Annotated in this window: 17 protein-coding genes and 1 pseudogene; 14 read left to right on the top strand and 4 right to left on the bottom strand. The window is 53.0% G+C overall.

Annotated elements, in window-relative coordinates; all coding sequences use genetic code 11:
• Positions 1 to 258: 258 nt before the first annotated feature.
• The 9 genes from D5125_17335 to D5125_17330 all read left to right on the top strand — a co-directional run bounded on the left by D5125_17335 (position 259) and on the right by D5125_17330 (position 11337).
• Positions 259 to 1251 (top strand): hypothetical protein, encoded by a 993-nt coding sequence (locus tag D5125_17335; GenBank protein ID QPB72205.1) that lies wholly within the window; start codon positions 259 to 261, stop codon positions 1249 to 1251.
• A 36-nt stretch (positions 1252 to 1287) separates the two neighbouring features.
• Positions 1288 to 2604, top strand: a complete 1317-nt coding sequence (locus D5125_03910) for a glutamate-1-semialdehyde 2,1-aminomutase (protein ID QFY88693.1) — start codon at positions 1288 to 1290, stop codon at positions 2602 to 2604.
• On the top strand, positions 2588 to 3640 hold the full coding sequence (gene neuB / locus D5125_03905) for an N-acetylneuraminate synthase (protein QFY88692.1): 1053 nt from the start codon (positions 2588 to 2590) through the stop codon (positions 3638 to 3640). Before D5125_03910 ends, neuB begins: the two co-directional genes overlap by 17 nt.
• A 2-nt stretch (positions 3641 to 3642) precedes the next feature.
• A complete protein-coding gene (locus D5125_03900) occupies positions 3643 to 4689 on the top strand; it encodes a hypothetical protein (GenBank protein ID QFY88691.1) in 1047 nt (348 codons plus the stop codon).
• Positions 4686 to 7205 carry a NeuD/PglB/VioB family sugar acetyltransferase gene (locus D5125_03895; GenBank protein QFY88690.1) on the top strand — a complete coding sequence of 840 codons (2520 nt, stop codon included), beginning with the start codon at positions 4686 to 4688 and terminating at the stop codon, positions 7203 to 7205. The genes D5125_03900 and D5125_03895 overlap by 4 nt, the downstream gene beginning before the upstream one ends.
• The gene (locus D5125_03890) at positions 7205 to 7984 is read left to right on the top strand and encodes an NTP transferase domain-containing protein (GenBank protein QFY88689.1); all 780 of its coding nucleotides are present in this window, start codon (positions 7205 to 7207) and stop codon (positions 7982 to 7984) included. Before D5125_03895 ends, D5125_03890 begins: the two co-directional genes overlap by 1 nt.
• A gap of 197 nt (positions 7985 to 8181) precedes the next feature.
• Entirely contained in the window at positions 8182 to 9228 is a 1047-nt protein-coding gene (locus D5125_03885; protein ID QFY88688.2) for a Gfo/Idh/MocA family oxidoreductase, read from the top strand.
• A 4-nt stretch (positions 9229 to 9232) separates the two neighbouring features.
• Complete coding sequence (locus D5125_03880; GenBank protein QFY88687.1) at positions 9233 to 10285, top strand: hypothetical protein; 1053 nt, start codon at positions 9233 to 9235, stop codon at positions 10283 to 10285.
• Between the two features lie 62 nt (positions 10286 to 10347).
• Positions 10348 to 11337 (top strand): hypothetical protein, encoded by a 990-nt coding sequence (locus D5125_17330; protein QPB72204.1) that lies wholly within the window; start codon positions 10348 to 10350, stop codon positions 11335 to 11337.
• On the opposite strand, the pseudogene D5125_03875 reads toward D5125_17330, so the two are convergent.
• The 4 genes and pseudogenes from D5125_03875 to D5125_03860 all read right to left on the bottom strand — a co-directional run bounded on the left by D5125_03875 (position 11315) and on the right by D5125_03860 (position 15565).
• Positions 11315 to 12745, bottom strand: a pseudogene (locus D5125_03875) (IS66 family transposase). The gene D5125_17330 and the pseudogene D5125_03875 sit on opposite strands and share 23 nt — an antisense overlap.
• A gap of 8 nt (positions 12746 to 12753) precedes the next feature.
• Entirely contained in the window at positions 12754 to 13146 is a 393-nt protein-coding gene (locus D5125_03870; protein ID QPB72203.1) for a hypothetical protein, read from the bottom strand.
• Between the two features lie 119 nt (positions 13147 to 13265).
• Positions 13266 to 14285: an IS630 family transposase gene (locus tag D5125_03865; protein ID QFY88686.1), complete on the bottom strand. Its 1020-nt coding sequence runs from the start codon at positions 14283 to 14285 to the stop codon at positions 13266 to 13268.
• A 95-nt stretch (positions 14286 to 14380) separates the two neighbouring features.
• Positions 14381 to 15565 (bottom strand): IS4 family transposase, encoded by a 1185-nt coding sequence (locus D5125_03860; GenBank protein ID QFY88685.1) that lies wholly within the window; start codon positions 15563 to 15565, stop codon positions 14381 to 14383.
• Between the two features lie 186 nt (positions 15566 to 15751).
• Here D5125_03860 and D5125_17325 point away from each other — a divergent pair, with 186 nt between their 5' ends.
• The 5 genes from D5125_17325 (at position 15752) to D5125_03840 (ending at position 22525) form a co-directional block, all read left to right on the top strand.
• Complete coding sequence (locus D5125_17325) at positions 15752 to 16918, top strand: glycosyltransferase (protein QPB72202.1); 1167 nt, start codon at positions 15752 to 15754, stop codon at positions 16916 to 16918.
• A 101-nt stretch (positions 16919 to 17019) separates the two neighbouring features.
• Complete coding sequence (locus D5125_03855) at positions 17020 to 19194, top strand: glycosyltransferase (protein ID QFY88684.2); 2175 nt, start codon at positions 17020 to 17022, stop codon at positions 19192 to 19194.
• A gap of 80 nt (positions 19195 to 19274) precedes the next feature.
• Entirely contained in the window at positions 19275 to 20342 is a 1068-nt protein-coding gene (locus D5125_03850; protein QFY88683.1) for a Gfo/Idh/MocA family oxidoreductase, read from the top strand.
• An 86-nt stretch (positions 20343 to 20428) separates the two neighbouring features.
• Entirely contained in the window at positions 20429 to 21463 is a 1035-nt protein-coding gene (locus D5125_03845; protein ID QFY91047.1) for a DegT/DnrJ/EryC1/StrS family aminotransferase, read from the top strand.
• Positions 21464 to 21496: 33 nt separating this feature from the next.
• Positions 21497 to 22525, top strand: coding sequence for a methyltransferase domain-containing protein (locus D5125_03840; protein ID QFY88682.1), 1029 nt, complete (start codon positions 21497 to 21499; stop codon positions 22523 to 22525).
• The last annotated feature ends 18 nt before the right edge of the window (positions 22526 to 22543 follow it).

The following is a 22543-nucleotide window of genomic DNA, read 5'->3' as shown; positions in this document are numbered from 1 at the left end:
TTCCGCGAAAAAGTTCAGGCTAATTTAATGGCACACAACATTAGCTTTGCGATACATTATCCGCTTCTGATCAGCAAGTAGCCAGGGTACATTTGTTATGGATATAAAGACACACCAATTGCAGATAATATAGCTTTAAAAATAATTAGTTTACCCATGCACCCTGACTTGTCGATAACAGAACAAGATTCAATCATACATGCGGTAACTTTATAAAGATGCTGGCACAGACAACTTGGCTCATACTGGTTGAGTGTTATGAATAATTTAGACTACCTTGATTTATATAACTTACTTTCCAAGAAAACTACTCCCCAATTCTATTTCCCAAGAAAAGGTGGAATCCTTGATGTCGCAAGAAGTAAGTATGCAACTCAAATCGCATTAGGGGATTTTGATAGATCAGCCTTGATTGATTTTATCAAGTCATTATCGCCATCAGACCCTTCTGTTTTGCTTAATTTAAGCGTGATTATGGCGCGAATGGGGTTTTTAACTGAGGCAAAACTAGTCCTTAATTATTTCCCAATTGATGTAAAATCATCGCCTTCTTTATTCTTACGTTTCTTGATTTCAGTTATGCATTTTATCAGCAATGATGAGAAGTTAACTCTAATTAGCCAGTTTAAGGATGCTACTAGGTTACAGGATCTCGACGATTGGTCTTTAGATGTATTTTCAAAATTACTAGCTTTTGTCGGTGATCGTGATAGTGCAAAAAGAGTAACAGAATTTTTATACTCAAGATGTTCTGCATGCATAGATATATTTTCGTTTCATGGATATATAGAATTCAATAAAACGGGGAACATTAGTAATCTAGAAGAAGGTATCGAGCGTGACTTGGCAGTCAATCGCAGTAGTGGTGACAAAGGGTTTTGCTGTACATTATCTCGTATTTATAATAATAAAAGTCAATCTGAAGTAAATGCCGAATTCATACTAAAGTCATTTCAAGGCGGAGAATATCAAGCGCATCTTTTGGCGTGGCATTTTTGTCACTTAGGAATGATTGATGAAGGTGGCGATTTTTTGTGTTCTATGGATAATGACTATCTGCTTTTGCCTTTAAAGGTTATCGCACTTAGCTTAATTGGCTCTACTGAAAAAGCCAATTTAATAATGAATGAAAATTTTTCTTTTGAATATATGGATGATGTAATTGTACTCGGTTACTGGTTCTCTCCAGATAAAATTATATCTTTATCAGAATTAAGTTCTTCAATCAAGAATAGTCTTACTAGTCTCTAATATTCTTTGCATTATTTTTCATTGCAGGTTGAGCCTATGATAAGCTCTAATTCATCTGAGCGGCTTGAGTTAATAGTACCGGCAGGCTGTCATACTTATAGTAAAGGTAGAGATCAGTTCCCTTTTCCTGCACCAGGCCTTATTGAACGTGGCCAAGGCGCTTATATTTATGATGTTGATGGAAATCGTTATGTCGACTATGGAATGGGCTTAAGGTCAGTGACTTTGGGTCACTGCCACCCCTATGTACTAAAATCTGTAAAGGCACAGTTAGATAAAGGTTCTAATTTTACTCGACCATCTACGATTGAACTGGATTTAGCTGAAGAAATTATTGATTTAATTCCTGCCGCAGAAATGGTGAAGTTTGCCAAGAATGGTTCCGATGTTACTGCGGCAGCCGTACGTTTGGCCCGCGCATATACCGGCAGAAAATACATTGTGGTTTGTGGTGAAGATCCTTTCTACTCATTTTATGATTGGTTTATTGGTTCTACTCCTTGTAATAGCGGAATACCTCAGGAAATTGCACAGCTTACATTGAAGTTTCACTATAACAATATTTCTTCACTTCAGACATTAGTTGATCAGCATCCAGGAGATATTGCAGCAGTAATTATGGAGCCACTTTCAGATCGATTCCAACCTGAGGATGATTTTCTGAGGCATCTCAGGGCCCTTACTGAGAAGGAGGGCATTGTATTGATATTTGACGAGATAATTACTGGATTTCGCTATGATCTACGTGGAGCACAAAACTTAATTGGGATATCACCAGATTTATGTACTTTTGGGAAAGGTTGTGCAAATGGCTTTAGCGTAAGTATGCTCTGTGGGCGTAGAGAGATTATGGAACTCGGTGGTTTATGTCATGACAAGCCAAGAGTTTTTTTACTCTCGGGTACCCACGGTGCTGAAGCACATGGCCTGGCTGCTGCCTTGGCAACAATTCGCTTTATGCGGCGAGAACCAGTAATTGAACACATGTGGACTTATGGTCGCCTGATGATGGAGGCTTTCAATAAAATTTCTTCTGAATATGGGCTTGATAGACGGTTGACCATGGTAGGATACCCCTGCAGCCCTCGGCTAAAAGCATTAGGAGTTGATGCTAGAGTCTCGTACGAGTTGTTAACTATCTTTCAATCTAGGATGATTAATCAAGGCATCTTATCTCCTTGGATAGCAATCAGCTACTCTCATGATGACGAGACACTTGATATTACAATAAAAGCATTTAAAATTGCTCTTGAAGAATGCCGTAAAGCTATTGATAATCCGCCACTTAGCCAACATTATATTGGCGAACCAATTAAGCCCGTATGGAGAAAGTTTAATGCCGATTTCGGTTGATACAATTCAGTTGGGCTCTCGTTTAATTGGGCCCAAGAATAGCACGTATATAATAGCCGAAGCTGGTGTTAATCATAATGGAGAATTAGCGACGGCTTTGGCACTAGTAGCTGCAGCTGCTTCTGCAGGTGCTGATGCGGTTAAGTTTCAGACTTTCAAACCTGAGCATTTGGTAACTCGCGCCCTCCAGAAAGCTCCGTATCAAAAGATTAATACTGGCTATGGCTCTCAGTACTACATGTTAAAACAACTGGAGCTTGACGAGTGCACTCACCAACGCATATATGATCACTGTAATCGCCTGGGAATCACTTTCTTATCCACGCCATTTTATGAAGGTGGCGTTGATTTGCTATTAAGTCTAGGCGTTTCTGCGATAAAAGTAGACTCTGGCAACCTTACTAATACTCCACTGTTGCGATATATTGCTGCAGCCGGATGTCCGGTGATTTTATCTACAGGTATGTCGTCTTTAGGGGATATCGAGGACGCAGTTAACCTCTTCCGTAAATTTAATACTCCATTGTGTCTATTGCACTGCACTTCTAATTACCCTGCACGGTTGGAGGATGTGCATCTAAATGCGATGGAGACCATGCGCCGGGCATTCAACTGTCCGGTTGGCTACTCCGATCACACGGTCGGCATCGGAGTGTCTGTGGCGGCGGTGGCGTTGGGGGCAGACGTGATCGAGAAACACTTTACCCTCGATCGTAATGCCGAGGGGCCGGACCACAAAGCGTCGCTTTCCGTCAATGAACTGGGCCAGATGGTGCGGGAGATTCGCTCGGTGGAGCGGGCGCTTGGCGGAACAGAGAAACGGGTCAGTGACGACGAACGCAGCACCGTCCATGCGTTGCGGCGCAGCATCGTCGCCGACTGCCCGATCGCGCGGGGGACGGTTATCACGCGCGAGATGTTGGCGATCAAGCGGCCGGGTGACGGCATCCAGCCGAAGTATCTGGAGTTGATCGTCGGGCGCGCGGCAAGACGGGATTTGAAGGAGGATCAGTTGCTGTCGTGGGATGATGTCTGAGCATGATCCTTCTTCGATGTGATGGTGGTAAACAGGTCGGTCTCGGCCACATACGCCGCAGCCTGCTCGTCGGCGAGGCGTTGGCGCGGCGCACAGGCCTCGAACTTCATGCCTTGGTGAGACCCGATCCGTTGGCCGAAGGCGTGTTGGATCGCGCCGGAATCCCGACTACGCGACTTTCCACCGGTGATGACTTGGAGGCCGAGAACGAGGCGTTTCGCGGCTTGGCCAAGCGCTTGGGCGCGAAGATGATTTGGGTGGACGTCTTCCAGCGGGTGGCGCGGGCCGAGGCGGTGTCGCCTCTGCGTTCGGAGGATTACCTGGTTTGCGCGGTGTCCGACGAAAATCACAAGATAACCACGGTGGCCGATCACGTCTTCCTTACCTCTCCCGGACTCAGCGGCGCTTCCGACGAAGTGATCAATGGAGTCTCCTACCACTACGGACCTCGTTATTTTGTGATGCCGGTTGACTATGCCGCCGCGCCGGTTGCCGAAGCGGCGCGCGAGCGGACGATTCTCGTCTCCCTTGGGGGCGTTGATCAGCGGGATCTGATCGGGCCGGTGATTGATACGGTGGCGCGGCTCCTGCCCGAGGAGTGGTCGTTGGAGATCGTCACCGGCGGCGGTTACTGCGGCAAGGAGGCGATCGAGGAGGAACTTCGGCGCCGCTCGGTACGCTTCGCTTGGAGCGAAGACGTGGACGACTTCCCCCGCCGATTGCGTGGCGCGGCGCTCGCCGTCACCGCCGGCGGAAATACGCTCTTTGAACGCCTCGCGGCGGGGACTCCCGGGGTCGCGGTGTGTCAATCCGAGCAGCAGATGGAGCACATCGAACGGTTGGCAGGATTCGGCGCGACCGCCATCGCGTGTCGCGATGGCGGGTTCGATGATGTGGCGTTGGAGCGGGCGTTGGAAACCGTGCTAAACGAATCCGCTGTTCGTGCCGAAATGATTAGGGCGGGGCGGACACTGGTGGACGGGAGTGGGCTGCTTCGCGTGGTGGATGTGATCGCGCGGGGACTGACTGGTCCGAAGAGGGTGGCATGAACCATAGTGTCGTAATCGTTGGTGACGCGGGTCGTCATTGGCTCGGCGCGGAGAGCGATGAGTTCGCCCGCTTGATCGCTCTTTGGCAGCGGCTGTGGAGCGAATGTTCCGCCCTTGAACGTTATCCACTGTTCGTCGATGTCGAGTTGGCATCCCACTTCGAATACGCGGAGCCGCGAGAGGTGGATGGCGGCGCGGGATTGGCGGGATTGTTCTCCGCGGCGGTCGAGTTCACGGGACGCGGTCGCGTGGTGGTGCTCGACCTCTACTCCCCGCTGTCGCTGCTGATTCTCGATGACCTGTTGGCGGTGGCAGCATCTCTGGACGGCGGCGTGCTCGCCAATGCCCGTTTCCCCTTTGGGCTTCGAGCGTCGCTGCTCGATGCCGCGCTTGTCGCCCGCGCGCTGGAGGCCGGTGATCTCCCCGTCACCGCGTACGACCTCGAACCCTACTGGCTCGGATCGGCCAACTTCCCCCAGCAAGAACTCACCAGCGACGAGCTGGAGCGTATCGCGCGGAGAAGCCGTTTCTGCGGTGTCGTCCTGAAGGATGACGTCACGCGACTGGATTCGCTGTTCGCCGAGGGCGGCGAGAGGGAGCGCTCGCGACTGATCAGCCGCGCGGGCTACCTCGTGGATGAAGAGGCGTTACGTAGCGAGCGCATGGGTTTCTGGTTTGAGCGCTTGGGGCGGAACGGGAGCGGTGCCGGTGAAGAACCGCTGGTGCTTCTCGGTGGGCGAATAGACGGGCACTGTGGGGTGGTCCTCGATGTTCTCTACCGGCGACGCAGTTATCGGCCGGTGGCGGTGCTCGATTGCAGCGAGCATCTCTTCGGCCGCCTCGTCGACGGTATTCCGGTGGTAGGGTCTACGGAGGACTTGGCGTTGGTGCCGGACGGTTTCCCACTGTTCGCTGCGGCCGGGGACAACTTTGGTCGACGCGAGCTGTTCGCTCGGGCACGAGCGCTGGGCAAACGTTTCGTTTCGTTGTTTCACCCGGATGCCTCCATCTCCCCTCAGGTCACCCTGGGAGAAGGCGTCTTCGTGGGTGCCGGCGCGGTGATCAACCGCGGCGCGGAGCTGGGTGACGGGGTGATCGTAAACAGCGGTGCGATTGTGGAGCACAATTGTGCGCTCGAACCGTTCGTGCATATTGCGCCGGGGGCCCAGTTGGCCGGTCGGGTGAGAGTGCGCGAGGCGGCGTTCGTCGGTATCGGTTCGTCGGTCATTCCCGACATCGTCATCGGCCGCAATTGCATGGTCGGCGCGGGTACTCCGGTGGTCGCCGATATCCCCGACAGCCACACCGTGCGTGGGCAACGGCCCCAGATGTACATGGGGCGCTCGGACAACATTTACTTGTCGCGACCGCAGGAGAGCGCGGAGCGGACCTTTCTTCCGGTGGCGCAGCCGACGTTGCCGATGCTGGAAAAGCTTACCGGTCGTATCCAGGCGATTTTCGAGACCAGGATGCTGAGCAATTTCGGCGCGCAGTGCGAGGAGCTCGAGGCGCGTGCCGCACGCTATCTCGGCGTACGTCACTGCGTCGCGACAACCAGTGGCACCACCGGGTTGATGATGATGCTGCGCATCCTGGGTGGTGAGGAGGGGGGCGAGGTCATCATGCCGAGTTTCACCTTCGGTGCGACCGGTATCTCCGCAGTGTGGAACAATCTGGTCCCCGTCTACGCCGACATCGACGAACACACCTTCAATCTCGACCCCGCCTCAGTGGAGGCGCGAATCACCCCGCGAACCAAGGCCATCCTCGGGGTGCATATCTTCGGGAACCCCTGTCGCCTGCGTGCACTGGAGAGGATCGCGGCCCATCACGATATTCCCTTGATGTTCGATTCGGCCCACGCCTTCGGCAGTGTCTGGCACCGGGAAAAGATCGGCTGTTTCGGCATCGCCGAGGTGTTCAGCCTCTCGGGGACCAAGGTGTTGACCGCCGGTGAGGGAGGGCTGGTCGCCACCAACGACGATAGCGTGGCGGAAAACCTTCGCTTGTTGCGCAACTACGGTGCCGGAGCGGACTACAACATCATTCAATGGGGTCTCAACGGCAAGATCAGCGAATTCCATGCGGCGCTGGCGGTGGAAGCCCTGGCGCTCTTCGACAGCCTGGTCGCGCGCCGGTTGTCGTTTGTTCAGCACTATATCGACATGCTCGGCGAGGTGCCGGGTGTCACCTTCCAGCGGATCGAGGAGCATAGCGTCAGCGTCTACAAGGACTTGGCGATCATTGTCGACGAAACGGTGACCGGTGTCGGAAGGGACGAACTTGCTCGCCAGTTGGCGGATCGCGGTATTCAGACCAAGAAGTACTTCTATCCGCCGCTTCACCAGATGGATGCATTCAGCCGCTTCAAGCGTCCCGGAGAAGAGCTGTGCGTCACGGAGCGGGTTGCCGACAGGGTGCTTTGTCTTCCGCTCTTTTCCCATATGTCCGAGCAGGAGGTCGATATCGTGAGCAATGCGGTGAGAGAGATTTTGAGCTCGGAGAAGTCGCGCTGATGGAAACCGTCGAAGGCGTGTTTTGTTTTATTCCGGTGAGGCTCTCTTCCGAGCGGTTGCCTGGCAAGTGCTTGCTCGACCTGCATGGGCATCCGGTTTTGCATCACCTCATTGAGCGGGTGTGCGCGTGCCGCTACATCGAAGAGTCGGAACGAGTCGTGATCTGCACCACCACCGCATCGGCGGACGATCCGCTGGAGGCATTCGCTGCGGCCCGTGGGGTGCGCTGCTTTCGCGGTGACGAGAACGATATCGTTCGCCGTTTCCGCGATGCCGCCGATTGGGTGGACGCCGAGGTGATCTTGGAGATCGACGGTGATGATCCGTTGTGCGCGCCGGAATCGATGGATTCGGTGCTCGATCATCTATTGGCCAACGACGATTTAGAGTTCGTCGGTGCTCGAGGGCTTCCGTTGGGGCTCGCGCCGCGCTGTTTCACTCGCGACGGACTGCACCGCGTTATGGACCGGCGGGTCCCGGTTGACCAGGATACCGGCTACGAACTGTTGTTCACCGAATCCGGTTGGGTGAAGTGCGGGCACGTGGGCGAGGGGGAGAAATACGGCGGAAGCGAGGCGCGCTTTACCCTTGACTACGAAGAGGATCTCGCCTTTCTGGAAGCGGTATTGGCGGAGTTGTATGTGCCGGGAGAGGTGTTTGGAGTCCGGCGGATAGAAGCGCTGTTAGCGGCGAAGCCCGAACTCATCGAGATCAACTCGGGCGTCGCGGAGACTTATTGGGCGCGATGGAACGAGCGGGCGAGCGGGGTTTTGTGGTGAACACCCCATCCGCACGGTCTAATGCATTCTCCGTGAGCTACGGTGGTGTGGCATTCTAAAGAGACGTTGACGGGAAAGACGCATGCATACCGGATATGGTCAAGCGTTGTTGATACGGAATCGTGGCGTTTGCGTACGGTGGTACGCGGGCGTCTTGAATGTTCGATGGGTCGATGGGGCGCGCTGAGGGGGATGCAATGAGGATTGGTGTTATCGGTCTGGGGTCGATGGGAAATCGACGCATTCGAGATCTCGGAGGCGAGGGACATGAGTTCGTCGTCTGGGATCCAAATCCACGGCGAATAGAAGACTGTATCGACCGCCACTCGTTTCAGCTGGAGGCGGCGGAGAGCCTGCAGGCTCTTCTCGGGAGTGGCGTCGACGCAGCGGTGATCTCCACCCCTCCCGACACCCATATCGAGTATCTTGAAGCGTGCTATGAGCATGCGGTTCCCTTTTTTTGCGAGGCGGGAATCCTGCGTCCACCGGTTGACTGGTTTGAAGAGCGGGAACGGAACAGCGGCGTGCATGGCTATCCGTCGGGCACATGGTACTTCCACCCCCTCTACAGCTACTTGGGAGAGCGTCTCGCGCAGATGCGTGAGGACGGACACCAGATCAATACCTTTCGTTACCACTACGCCTCCTTCCTGCCGTTGTGGCATCCGCGAGAGAACCCCAACGACTTTTATGCGGGTCGCCTGAAAACCGGAGCCGGTCGCGAGATGGTTGCATTCGAGGGGAATGCGCTGTTGATGATGATGGGACGGCCTAGGCGGGTCGTCGCATACCACAGTCACTGCAGTCGCCTCGATTTCGAAGCTCACGACAGCTACCATCTCATGGTCGAGATGGATGGCGGCGTACGCGGCGAGCTCACCATCGACCTGCATGATCGTCTGCCGGTTAGAGAGGGACGGGTGAGCACATCGTCGGGTACGTTCGTCTTCGACGTGGCCGCGGATTCGACGGTCACCTTCTCCGACGTGGAGAGCGGCAAGACCGAGGTTACGCACCCAGGCGGACGACGGTTGTTGTGCGGGCTCGACCTGGAGAAGGTATATCGCGACGAGATCGTCACCTTCGCCAGGAGCGTTGAGTTCGGCGAACCCTATCCCAAGGGGTGGGCCGAGGAGTGCGCGCTGTCCGACCTCGTAGTGGCGGCGGAACGGAGCGCCAAGGAGGAGAAATGGGTCTCTCTCGAAGAGGTCGTCTCCAGCTACGATTGGTCGAGCGGGGTGTAAGCGGATGATTGGCGAGGAGATTGACTACTACTACCAGGAGCGTGGGTACGGGGATCCCAATGCAAGGCGATTCGAGGAGGGTGCGCGCAGGATCGCGTTCTACAACTATCCTTGCGTCGCGCTCACCTATCCTTACACACCGCTGACTTGGCTGATGGTTGAGTTCATCGCCCACTACTATCTCGCCGACCCTGTTGGCTTTGAGACGGCCGATGAAGCCTTTTGGAAGAGAGCGGAGTCTTCTTCGCTTTACCAGTACGAGCAGCGAGTGAACCGGTCGGCAGGGGATTATTGCCGACGGATCGCAGCCAACGTAGTTGAAATCTACCGACGAATCATCGGTGATGGTTTTAATCTCGCAAAACCGGTGCCGGTAGCGGAGAACCCCGACGGGGTCATCGTTCCGCTGAAGGGGGCCAAACGAATCGCGGCGCTGATCGCTCTCGGAGTGGAGACGGTACCCGTGGCGGAGTTCGCCACCGACACCCTCTCGTCGATCAGCGAGAAGCAGAGCAGGACCTCGTGCGTTGATCACGCGACGCTGATCTTCGATCGACTTGGTGAGCTGCCGGCGGTCCGTGCGTTGGAGACCCAATACCGCTTCGCCCTGGATGAGGCCGCCGACGCTCGTCGGGGGCGGCTGCTGGGAGAACTCGAGAAGGTGATGAAGGAGTTTGGCCGTTCGTCGGCCTATCGATCCCTGGTTGAACGGGAGGTTCCGTTCTCCAATGAAGCCTCGCGTAGCGGTCCGGTGCGGTTGCGGACCAGCGACTTGATCATCGAGCGTGAAGTGGAGGCCATCGTCTGGCTTATTCGTCGCAGGCAGCCGCTGCGGGTAGCGGTGCTTGATCCGTCGGTTCACGCTGCAGTAGCACCGCTGCTGAGCGACTTCGGTATCGAATGTCTGGCCGATGCAACCGAACTACGCGCGGGTATGCCAGTCAATCTCCGGGTGCCATCGAGGGGGGATGCGGCTCCGCTGGGTTTCGCATTGCATGATAGCAGCGAGAGCCGGGAGAACGCTTCTTTGCCCGGCGGCTCCTCTTCATTGATTTGATAGTGGGGTTGAGAATTATGAACGGAGAGCGTAGCGGGGTTACCAGCAGAGATGAGCCGTCGATGAGCGGCGATCCTCAGTCGGCCTTGGCGGTTCTTGCCAGCCATCCACGATATGTCGACATCCTGAAAGATGTGTTGCCACATCTCCCGGAAGCACGGATTCTAGCAGTTAGCGAGCGCCTGGAAGGGCTGGCCGAAGCCGGCGGGTTGGCTGCTTACCTCACTGATCAGATTAATGTAGAGGACTACGCCGGACTAATCGTATGCAGTGGTTGGGAGCCGGGAGAACTCAATTGGGGGGCGAAATTTCGCAACGTCGGTAAGCCGGTATTGGTGATTGAGCACGGCACGTTGCTTGTCTACAACGGTGAGGCGCGGTATCGCAATTGGCTTGGGTGCGGTTCGGTGAGTACGTGCTGGGGGGTGCAGGGTAAAAGGATTTTTGAGCAGTATGGGTGTCCTGGCTCACAACTTCAAATCACAGGTGCGCCCGAACTGGATCGGCTGTATGGTAAAACCCCAAAGCGTGATGGAGTACCTTCTGCAATTTTCGCAGGAGCTACCTGGCCTATCTCTTGGCGAGAAAAGTCAATTTCATCTTGGGACGTGCTGCGAAAGAATCATGTAGGATTTGAACTATATTATAAGTTGCACCCAGTAGAAAAAGAGAGTCCAGAAAGATTTACCTTAGAAACTTTTGGCGCAGATGGGATTTTACATGGAAATATAGCTGATATACTGCCAAACTTTAATGTTCTTATTACCACGTGCTCATCGGTAATGATTCATGCTTCTGCGATTGGCATGCCCGTTGTTTATCTCAGGAATGATCTGGATGGATTTAATCAGGAAGTCGAACAATTTATGCATATATGTTCGCATCCTACGGAGATTACTAGTGCTGTAGAAAAAGCAATGGAAGAAGGGGTGAAAGATTCTAACGCCGCAGCATTATGGGTTGAGAAAACCGCCTACCGGTTTGATGGACAACGTGGTAAAGCTGTTGCAGACTTTGCTCAGAAAGTAACTATTCAGGGGTCATCCCCATGAAGTCAGGCCACCGCCCCTCGTAGAGGAGCCGCAATGCCTGTTCGGAAGATACCCCATTTTTCTGGCAGGTGGACAGATAGCTGCGGATGCGGGCAAAGATTCTTGCCCCGAGCTCTGAACGGAAACAGCCGGAGATCTTCTGCTGAACTTTGCTCATGCGCAGATCCCGTTCTCCCTGATTGTTGGTAAAGGGCACGTCGCGTTCCACCATGAAGCGCAGGACATCGGTCTCGAACTGAATCAACCGTTCCAGCAGGTTTCGGGATTTGGATCGTTTCAGTCGGCCCCGCTGTCCTGTTTTCCGCTGAGACTCATCCGGTGGTGGACACTCGATCTGTCCCGCTTTGAGCAGTTGTCGGTATCGTTCCCGGAAGGCCTCGGCCTGCGTGCTGTTCAACACACCGCCCGCCTCATCGACAGCTTTGTTGATCTCCAGCAGCAGTTCCTGCACCTGTTTGGCCCACTGCTGTTGATCCTGCTCCCAGGCGCGCTCCAGCTCCCGCAGGTGGTGAGCGTTGCACAACGCGTGGTAACAAAGAAGCTGGTAGTAGGGCTTCCAGTGGTCGTGTACCAGGGTGCGGGCGTACCCGGGAAGGACCCCCATCGCCGCTATGGCCTCGCCACCGCGTTTGTCATGGGGCATCAGCAGGGTCAGGGTGGCACTGCATAGCACATGCAGTCATTTGCGTTTTCCGCCGATGTTGATCCCGGTCTCGTCGGCATGCAACAGGAGCGCCCGCGACAGCTCGCGCTTTGCCCAGTCCTCAAACGGGGCCAGCATTTCGTAAACCTCCTTGTTGAAGTTGTAGAGGCTGCCGGCACTCAAGGGAAGGCCGAACTGATCGGCAAAGTGCTCCTCGATGCGCTGGTAGGGCAGCAGTTGGAACAGCGACATGTAAACCGAGTGGATTTTGACCCCGGCGGCGTACTGGGTCTTGACCTTGACATGATCCGGGAAGGGAGCGACCACGCGTTGCTCCCGTGCATCGGCCAGGATCTCGGCCCGATATTCCGTGACCACCCGGGAAATGTGGATATCGAACACCTGGCGGCGCTCATAGCCGATACACCGGAAGATGCCATCGGTGGGAAGCGTGGCACGATCCACCGGGAGCCACTCGACATGGTCCGGATCATCGACCAGTTCCAGGTGGTTGCCCGTATGGCCTTTCTGGGCACCGGGGGTATTGTTGTTGCCGTTTTTCCCCGCCTTCTTGCGATTGGGGTCAGTGGACGGGGGCTTGGAGCTGTTGCGGCTATTGAGACCCAGTCGGTTCAACAGCAACGTGGTCAGGGTCAGCAACAGCTCCAGCGATGCACGCAGTGCCGGGGAGAGGTTTTTCTCCTCGTCGAGCTGCCGTCTGACCGACTCGAGGGTCTGCTCGACCGGGATGTTGTCGATTGTCATGGGCCGGGCTACTCGAACACTTCGCCGGCTTCCACCGCCATGATCGAGGACAGTACCGCCAGCCGTTCGGCAGGAGGCATGGCCTGATAGCGTCGCCCCCAACTCTGTGCCTTGCGTTTGATGCTCTGGCGGTGCGTGAAGTTGCGCCCCGCAAAGCTCGGCCAGTGCACCCGGTCCGGGGTGAAGTTGAACCACAGCTTCTCGGTTCTGACCCCGGCCTGATTCATCACTTGCAGTTCCAAGGTACGCCACGCTCCCAGCCGATCGTCGTAGAGCGCCGAGGGATAGCCGGAGAGGATCACCGCACAAGGCAATTGCTTGAGCAGTTCCAGCAATTGCACATGATCACTTTCCTCGTACTCGAAACGATAACGGCGTTTGGAACGGCGGGTGTGGTGCAAATAAGGGGGATCGCAATAAATCAGTTCCCGACCCTGAAAGTCGAACGAGCGGAGAAACTGATGGGCGCAGCCACAGACCTTCTCGATCGGATATTAATCGTTGCAAAAGTATTGGCAGTTTATCCCAAGGCTTCCAATATATACCGGGTGCTGTCCATTCTGAAGAAACTGCGAATGAGCGAGCCCTGCTTCTGGATAGAGCGCAGTATGGACGTCAGGTGCCGCTTCATATCGCGCAGGTTGAATATTGAAAGTTGGCTCAAGCGTCGCTTGGCATGGTTCCACACCTGCTCATCGGGATTGAGCTCCGGGGAATATGCGGGCAGGAAAGCCAGCAGTATCTTGCCCTCCTGTTCAGCGATGAATCGCTGCGTTTCCTTGCTGTGGTGATAGCGGGCATTGTCGGTAATGACCAAGATCGGCTGGCCGGCATCACGGTGCAGCTTTTTCAGGAAGGCGATAAATTTCGTCGAGTTCATTTTGTCTTCGATAAAGCTGAAACGCATGTCGCCGCGAGGCGAGACCGCGCTGATCACCTTCAGACCAAAGCGGCCACCGCTGTTCTTCACCACGGGCGTTTGGCCGATCTTGCCCCAGGTCAGGCCGCGATGGGCATCACTGCGCACTGCAGCCTCATCCACGAAGAAGATGGCCGCGCCAAGGCGCTGCGCCTGTGCCACGGCCTCGGGAAAGGTTTCCTTGAGGTAGCGGTCGATCTTGCGCGGGTCTTGCTGGTAGGACTTGTAGATGGGGCGCTGCGGGCTGAGGCCCAAATGCCTCAGCAGACGACTGACGGCGCTCTTGCTCAGTTTGACCTTGCGTTCCTTTTCGATCAGCGTCCGTAAGGCATTGAGTGTCCACAGGCAGAAATCGAACTGGTACTGCTGCGGGTTTCCCAGGGTTACCGCGTAATAGACCCAGCGCATGTCTTCCGTTGACAGTTTGCGCGGACGGCCACTGCGCGCTCCCTCACGTAACGCATCCCAGCCACCACTGCGATACAGAGACAGCCAGTTAAACACGGAGCGTTCCGGCACATTGTAAATTCGCTGCACTAAATGCACAGGCTCTTGCCTCAACACGATGGCCTCGACCACCTCCCTACGGCGCTGTTCACGTATTTCGATCTGTGTGCTCATGCAGCCAATTATATACTGCCATTACTTATGCAACAATTAATACAAAGACCAAAAGTATAATATTTTATTAGATAGAAATTTAAGTCGTAATATCACTAGTGTCCCGTTAAATTATCGAATAAATCCAGTTGCTTAGGGTTACCATGGTCTTCCGACGTGCGATCTCTTAAATTAAGTACTTGTTCTATAAATGTTTTCTCAAACAAGGTTAGGCTCAGAACCTGTAGGATTGTGTAAAGATCGGCCTTGATGTCGTGGCGCTTTTTGATGATGGCCACGAGCACGTAGACTGAGATGGCAATCCAGATTTGGCTTTTGACCGCATTCTCTGTGGTGCCGAAAAACGACTTGATGCGTAGATGCTGCTTGATCCATTTGAAGAACAACTCCACTTGCCAGCGATAGCGGTATAGGTCGGCCACCGTCTGTGCCTTGACGCTGAAATTGTTGGTCAGAAAATCGAATGTCTTGCCGGTCTGGGTATCGTGATACTTGATCCGGCGTAACGGCTGCGGGTAATCGACGGCTGAGCGCACACCCGTGAGTACGATGGTCTGATCGCAGCGCACCCCGCCGGCGGTGTCGACGGGATGGGAATAGCGGCGCCGATACTTGGTATTGGATTTGGCACGAATGACAAAGAATGCACCTGCGGCGTTCAAGGTGAATAAGCGTCGGAAGTCCACATAGCCACGGTCCATGATGTAGAAAGCGCCCGGTTCCGGCAGCAACATATCGAGGGCGTTGACGTCGTGTACCTTGCCGTCTGTGATATGGATAAACGTGGGGATGTTGCCACGCAGGTCCAGCAGGGTATGAAGCTTGACGGCAGACTTGGTGGTACGAAACAGCGCCCAAGGGAATATCGATAGACACAGGTCGATGGTGGAGGCATCCAGCGCATAGACCGTATTGTCCAGTTCCAGCCCTAGGTCTTCGTCGGCATAGAGAGGGCGGGCGACACGAATCAGGGCTTGTGCGAAGTCGGCGTAGATACGCCAGTCCCGACGCTCGTTGGCTTTTGCCAGGGTATTGCGCGCGACGGAGGGAGCACGAAGCCCCATGTGATAAAGCTTGCTCTGGTGGGCACGAAGGCAAGCCTCGATGTCGCGCAAGCTCTCCCGATAAGTGAGCTGGGCAAAGGCCATGACATAGTATTGGTCGAGACAGCGGAAATGCTTGACGTAGTGCTCGCCTCGATAGCGAGCGACACAACGCCGAAAAGTGTGCAGTGGCAAGTGCGCCATGACCTGCGAGAAAATCAGCCTGCCGGTGTACATGATCTATCCTCGTTGGAGTCCAGCAGGAATGATCAATGGGCATCGGATCGATTTTCAAGTTGCTAACACCACAAATTTTAGAAATTACCAAATAGAAACATTATCTTGCAGGGATCTATGGCTTTTTTAACGGGACACTAGTGTCGTAATATCAGGATTGGTTTTGATCAAGAGCCCTACCCGGTAGTGCTGGATATTCCCAATGAATTACGTTGGTATCTAGATTTTGATCTCTATATTTTTGTTGCTGGCCGTAGTCTATTGCCGGGTAATGCAGATTTGCCCATGCTAAAGTCAATGGGAAAGAAAATTGTGCAATTCCATACTGGCAGTGAGTTGCACCATTGGTCAATCTTCAAGAGCATTTGGGAAGATCGGGGTTACACATATCCAAGTTTCCGGTCAATTGAATCCACTAAACAAATTAGTGATTTAAGGCAAATTTGTGAATCCAATGACCCTTATCTTCAACTCTTTGCGAACAAGCTTTATAATACACGCATAAGCGAGCTTTTTGCTGATGTCCTGATGGTACAGCCTTCATATAATGGTTTTGCAATTCGTCCGTACTACGCAACTATTATACCAGTCGATTACTCCCGTTGTAATCGACAAATTCAAAATCGTATTGAACCCATTATTGTTCATGCACCCAGTAACTGGAGCCAGAAAGGTACTTCACGTATTCTTCAAGTGGTCGAAGATCTTCATCGCGAGCGAGTCAGATTTCAGTTCACACTCATGAGTTCAGTTCCAAACCAAAGTGTACTGGCGGCTATGTCTGAAGCAGACATTGTGCTTGATAGGCTGTCTTGTGGCGGGGTGCCTCGCGTAGGCTATGAGGCAATGGGTAGCGGCTCATGTCTTATTGGATCTGATGAACGTGATCTGGTACCGCTACCTTTTGATCGACCAAATATTGCTGTCCGTCCTGATACACTTAAAGAAAAGCTGCGTGAGATAATCGTTGATCGGCAGTTGCGTACGGATAAAATAGATCGAGCGTTGGAATTTATCAATAGTGGTTTTAATAATCCGGTCGGTGCGGCTCGCAACATATTAAGTTGTCTGGAACGATCACAACAATACGATTTTGATTATTATCCATTTCAGTACCTGTCATCTGCCTCCTCCAATATCCTATTCTCAATTCCTGAATTCATATTCGAACTCACGGATAGAACAGTCAGGCGGTGGGGCGTTCCAGACCAGTTAAATCTCAATTCACCTGTTAGGCAAGGCCTTCTGCCACGAAGTATTTTGGAGCACCATCTGCCTACATGGTCAACTGTCGGCACGCAATCTGCCGCCATGGTTTTTTTTGATAAAAAACCGGGCTCTTACTCAAGCTAGAATTTCTGTTATTAAAGATGTGCTTGGCTTAGTTTAAACTCTTATAACTTGCAATTGCTTAACTCATTCTTATGAGCAACACCCCACTAATCAGTGTGTATATGGCAACCTATAATCGCGCCATGCTAATTAGTCGTGCAATTTTATCAGTAATTGAACAAACATTTCAGGATTGGGAGATGGTGATCGTAGATGATGGTTCTACCGATAATACCAAAGAGGTCGTTAGCACCTTTTCTGACGAGCGTATTCGCTTCTTTGAGAAAGAGCACAGTGGTATTCCCAGAACACTAAACTATGCAATTGAGCGTTGCCGCGGTAAGTGGCTTGCAGTATTGGGTTCAGATGACCGATATGACCAAAAATTCTTAGAACGTAATCTCGAATTAGTGAACGGAAATGGGCTAGGCACTGTCAGCTATTGCGACTTCATAAACTTTAACCCAGACGGCGGATTCAATAGCCGTTATCGAGGTCGAAAAGAGTCGCGTATAGGTACACTGCAAAAACTATTGCGTGAACCTATGACACAGGTTTGTTCCGGTTACTTTGTCTGTGCGAGAAAACTCATTGAAGATGTCGGTGGTTATAGTACGGCTATGCGAGTTTCTTCAGACAAGCATTTGCTGATTAAATTACTTGCCAAGGCTGATCACTTTGAACATATTGAAGAGCCCTTGTATCAACGCATTCTTTCTCCGCGAGATGGGATTTCTTATAACCATTTACAAACAGCGCAAGGTCGAGCTGAGGTTTCCGGTCGCCTAATGGAGGCGGTCATGCAGCATTTTAGCCAGACCGATTTTGTAGCCGCAGAGGGAGAAGCAATTGATCGTCTGGGTTATGAGCGATGGCGGTTTGAAACAGTATTGCGTGAATTTGTTGCCCAGAATTTATGGAAATACGGATTGGCGGGGGAAGCGCTGTGGACACTGCTGCAGACAGAGGCGCGAGGGCTAGATCCGGGCAAAGGGATGCCTGAGCGTATCTGGCGCGCATTGATTCTTAGGGATGCTGGTTCATACACTTATGGTGTTGTTGGAAGCGAGCGAGAATCATCCTGGTTGCGTACCCATTTTCAACTGGATGGGTGGAATCACTTGGATACTGTTGTGGAATCTTATCCCGAATTAAGGAGAATGTTTGACAGAGCTGAAGTTATTTTTGACTTTAGTCATACATATCTCTCGTTAGGTAAGAATGAAGAGGGAATGAGATGTACTTTGATAAAGGTGCCGGGGAGAACCGAAGAAACGATTGAGAAAGTTAAAAATAAACCCCCTGAGTTTTATCGCTGGGAAAACTACCAAAGGTTTCTGCGTGAAACTTTTATGACTCTGGTTGTCGAGCGATTACCAGTAACGCAAGGAGTCAAGGTGCTGCTTCAGGGTAGCGATGCCTTGTCTGTTATTGCACGATATGGCTTGGCTGAGCTAGGATCAATGATTAGCTATGTCTGGGATAATTACCCCATTGCAACGAGTGGCCAGCCTCCGTATATTGGTGATCAAGACTTGACAAAAATTTCTGCGCAGATTGACTTGGTGATAATTACTTCAATTTCTTCGGAAGATTTTTTGAAACAGGCAGTCAAAAATGCCGGAATCTTGTGTCCCGTAATCGGTCCGAGCGATCTGTTCCAGAAAGAGCTTGAATTTATTCAACAGGGGGGTGATGCACGGCTGCAGGGAGTTACTGAGCCCAATGAGATTCGCCGTCTTCGTCCCGAGCTTGAAGCCTTGTATCGTGCCTGTGGAAATTATATTAGTTCCGATGACCTAGTGCTCAATGTCTATAGCGGTTATGGATTTGGCTCGGCTATCCTTAGTGAAACTGCAGGGACTGTGGTTGCTGTAGAGCAGGATAACAAAAAAATAAGATTTGCAAAGTCGCATTTTTTATCACCCAATTTAATCTTTCTGGACAATGAGTCGTTCCAGCAACGCTTGGAAAGCGGGACTCTGCCAGTGCCACAGGCTATATGTTTGATTGATATGCTGGAGCATATAAATACGCCGTTGTCAGTATGCCGACAATGGGCAAATCTGCTTCCGGTAAAAGGGAGATTTGTCCTGAGTGGTATTCAACCGCCTAGCAAAGACTCTCACATGGGGATTGTTTTGGACAGACATGATCTCATAGCCTTGATGGAAATGCTGGGACTGAAGGTAATTGCCTCTCTGACGCAGATCAACGATTTTTTGGTTGTCCATGAGGTCCTCCCCGCTTCTGGACAGCGTTTCCTTTTAATCGGTGAACGCGTTGCAGCACATTGATACACACACAGTGGCTCTAGTATTTCCCTGCCTGAATGCTGAGTACCACACAATAAATCCAATTATTATAGGGCCGTGAAGTGTTAGAAGTGGGATTAGTTGGTTGTGGGCGCATCGCCAAGCGGCATGCCGAATTGCTGGGGCTAGGTCAAATCAATGGTGCGAGGCTTGCTGCTGTTTGTGATCTAAATGCAGAACGATTGGGACTCTTTACTAATGAGTATGATGTTCCTGGCTACCTAGAAATGGAAGAGATGGCAGATAATGGAAGGGTCAACCTATTATCAGTCCTCACGCCTAGTGGTATGCACGCGGAGCACGTGATTCGCTTGGCCCGTTTTGGATTGCCGCTGGTCGTTGAAAAGCCGATGGCACTGCGGTTGGAGGATGCCGATGCCATGCTGGAAGCCTGTGATAGGTATGGCTCACGCTTATTCGTGGTCAAACAAAACCGGTTCAACCTTCCGGTAATCAAACTCCGAGAGGCGCTTGATGCTGGACGCTTTGGCCGTCTGGTGATGGGAACGGCAAGAGTTAGATGGCGCCGCACACAAGACTATTATGACCAAGACGACTGGCGGGGTACTTGGGCATTGGATGGCGGTGTGTTGGCAAACCAAGCAAGCCACCATATAGACATGTTGTCCTGGATGCTGGGTGAGGTTGACAGTGTTTACGCTACAGGTATGACGGCTTTGGCTGATATTGAAGCGGAGGATACTGCGGCTGTGATACTAAAGTTTCGGAACGGCGCCTTAGGCATCATTGAAGCAACCACTGCTACCCGCCCTGATAATCTGGAAGGTTCAATCTCACTTCTTGGCGAAGGTGGTACTGTTGTTATCGGGGGGTTTGCGGTAAATGAGATCCAGGAATGGCGCTTTGTAGATGCGTTACCGAGCGATGAAGTGGTCAAGCGTGACTATTCGGTCAATCCTCCCGATGTCTATGGCTTCGGGCACAAGGCCTACTATGAACATGTGGTTTCTTGTATTGAATCGGGATGCCAGCAGTTGGTGGACGGATTGGTGGGGCGGCGCAATATCGAGTTGCTCAATGCGATCTACGAGTCTATGGCCAGCGGCCGTGAGGTAAGGCTTCGGTTTCGTCCCGTGCTCAGCCATCTTGGGAAGAATCAGCAACCGTGACGGCGAATCGCTTAATTCCGTTCCTCGATCTGCAACTTCAGCACCAATCACTGCGTAATGAGTTGGTGGCGGCGATTTGCTCCGTTATGGACGATTCAGCATTCATTGGCGGGCCGTCTGTTCGATCGTTCGAGATGGCCTTCGCCGAGTACCTGGGGGCAGAAAACTGCATTGGAGTGGGTAATGGAACGGATGCCCTGGAGATCGCGCTTGCCGCTCTCGACCTTCCGACTGGAGAAATTATTGTTCCAGCCAACACCTTTGCAGCCACCGCTGAGGCGGTGATACGCGCCGGACATCGAGTGGTTTTTGCCGATATTCGTGAAGACAACTACCAACTCGATCTTGACGACGTGAAAGGGCGAATAGGTCCCGATACGGTGGGAATTATTGCCGTTCATCTCTATGGGGAACCCGCCGACATGTCTGGATTATCGGCGCTTTGTATGCGCTACAACCTGAGCCTCATCGAGGATTGCGCCCAGGCCCACGGCGCAGAGGTCGATGGTCGCAAGGTGGGAACTTTCGGTCGAGTCGCAGCCTTTAGCTTTTACCCGGGAAAGGTGTTGGGAGGGATTGGGGATGGCGGTGCCATCGTCACTGAGGATGACGATCTGGCCGGACGATGCCGCATGTTGGCCAACCATGGGCGAAGCGCCAAGTGGGCGCATGAATTAGTGGGGAGAAACAGTCGGTTGGATGCGGTTCAGGCCGCAGTATTGAACGTGAAACTGCCTTTTCTTGATGACTGGATTCTGGCGCGAAATTCGGTGGCCAAGGGCTACCGTCGGCTGCTCTCAGATGTTGAGGGGGTGTCCGTGCCAGCAGATTTTCGCACAGGGATCCATGCCTACCATCTGTTCGTCATTCGCACCGCGAGACGTGATGAACTGAGGGAATTCCTGAAAGCCAATGGCGTGGAAACGGGGATTCATTACCCAGTTGCCCTGTGTGATCAGCCGGCCTATCAGTATTTAGGCCAGTCAGGGAAGCTGAAAGCGACCGTCGTGGCTCGTCAGGCGCTGAGCCTTCCCATCGGCGAGCATCTCAACTCTGACGATGTTGAGTATGTTTCGGGTCTGATCGCTGCGTTTTTTTCCGGACATCGACGTGTTCAGTAACCACATCCTGGGTCGGATCGGGAGTTCATCTGCATGAGTGAGAGGCAAACCGGAAAACGCTTGCAAGATATCCGCGCAGACCATATCGAGAGATACCGGTTTGCGCTCAATGCCGAATTGGGTGGGGCAAGGATCCTTGATATCGCCTGTGGTATCGGATACGGATCCTTTTTGTTGGCCGAGAATTCCGGGGCTTCTGAAATCGTTGCCGTGGATCGCTCCGGCGATGCCCTGGTCATGGCCAAAACCTATTACGATCATCCGGCTATCCGATGGGTGGAGAGCGATGCCTATCGTGTTGGGGAGGTGATCACGGGGCAGTTTGATGTCGTATGCTCCTTTGAAACCCTCGAACACCTGCCTCGGGATGCGGATTTTCTCCGTCTGATCGCGCGGATGATGAAGCCGGGTGGTCTGCTTTATGTTTCCACTCCTAACGAAGACGTCATGGGCTTCGACCATGAAAGCTTTCCTTACCACGTTCGGCACTACACGTCTAACGAGTTTCGCCAGCTCTTGGAAAGCACAGGATTCTCCCTGGTCGGCGGTGGGAGCCAGTTGGTCGATGAGGTGCAGCCCTGTTGGGGGGGGCGGTTCAATATCGCCTTGTGCCGTAAGGATCAATCAGGTGACAGCATGATACCGACGATTCGACCACTGGGAGAGATCGTTCGTGATACCCCCCTATCGGCCGATCTTCTGAATGCCTTGGGCACAGCCCACATACTGAGAATGCTGGAGGAAGGTGTCTTTGCTTGGGACAGCCTGATGCCTGTCATGCAGTTGTGGGCGAGCGCTGGGAGCGAAGCTGCATGTTACCTGCTGGCCTTGCGGGCCGAGGAAATGGGGGCGATTGAAGAGGCCCGCGCCTACTTGCAGCAACGGCTTGCCCTGGTCAGCCCCGGTGAGCAGGGCCACCTGTCGGCCCTGTTTCACCTGGGTCGTTTGAGCCGCGGTGCAGATCGGAAACATTGGCTGGAGCGTTGTCTGTATTACGAACCGGATCACCGTGCCGCCCGCGCCCTGCTCCAACTGAACGGTGCCGATAGCCCTGTTTCGTAATTCGCTATCACCCTGGCG

The organism is gamma proteobacterium SS-5 (assembly GCA_009497875.2).
GTDB classification, from domain to species: domain Bacteria; phylum Pseudomonadota; class Gammaproteobacteria; order Chromatiales; family Chromatiaceae; genus Magnetovirga; species Magnetovirga frankeli.
The sequence above is the reverse complement of the archived record's forward strand: the minus strand, read 5'-3'. Positions and strand labels throughout refer to the sequence as shown.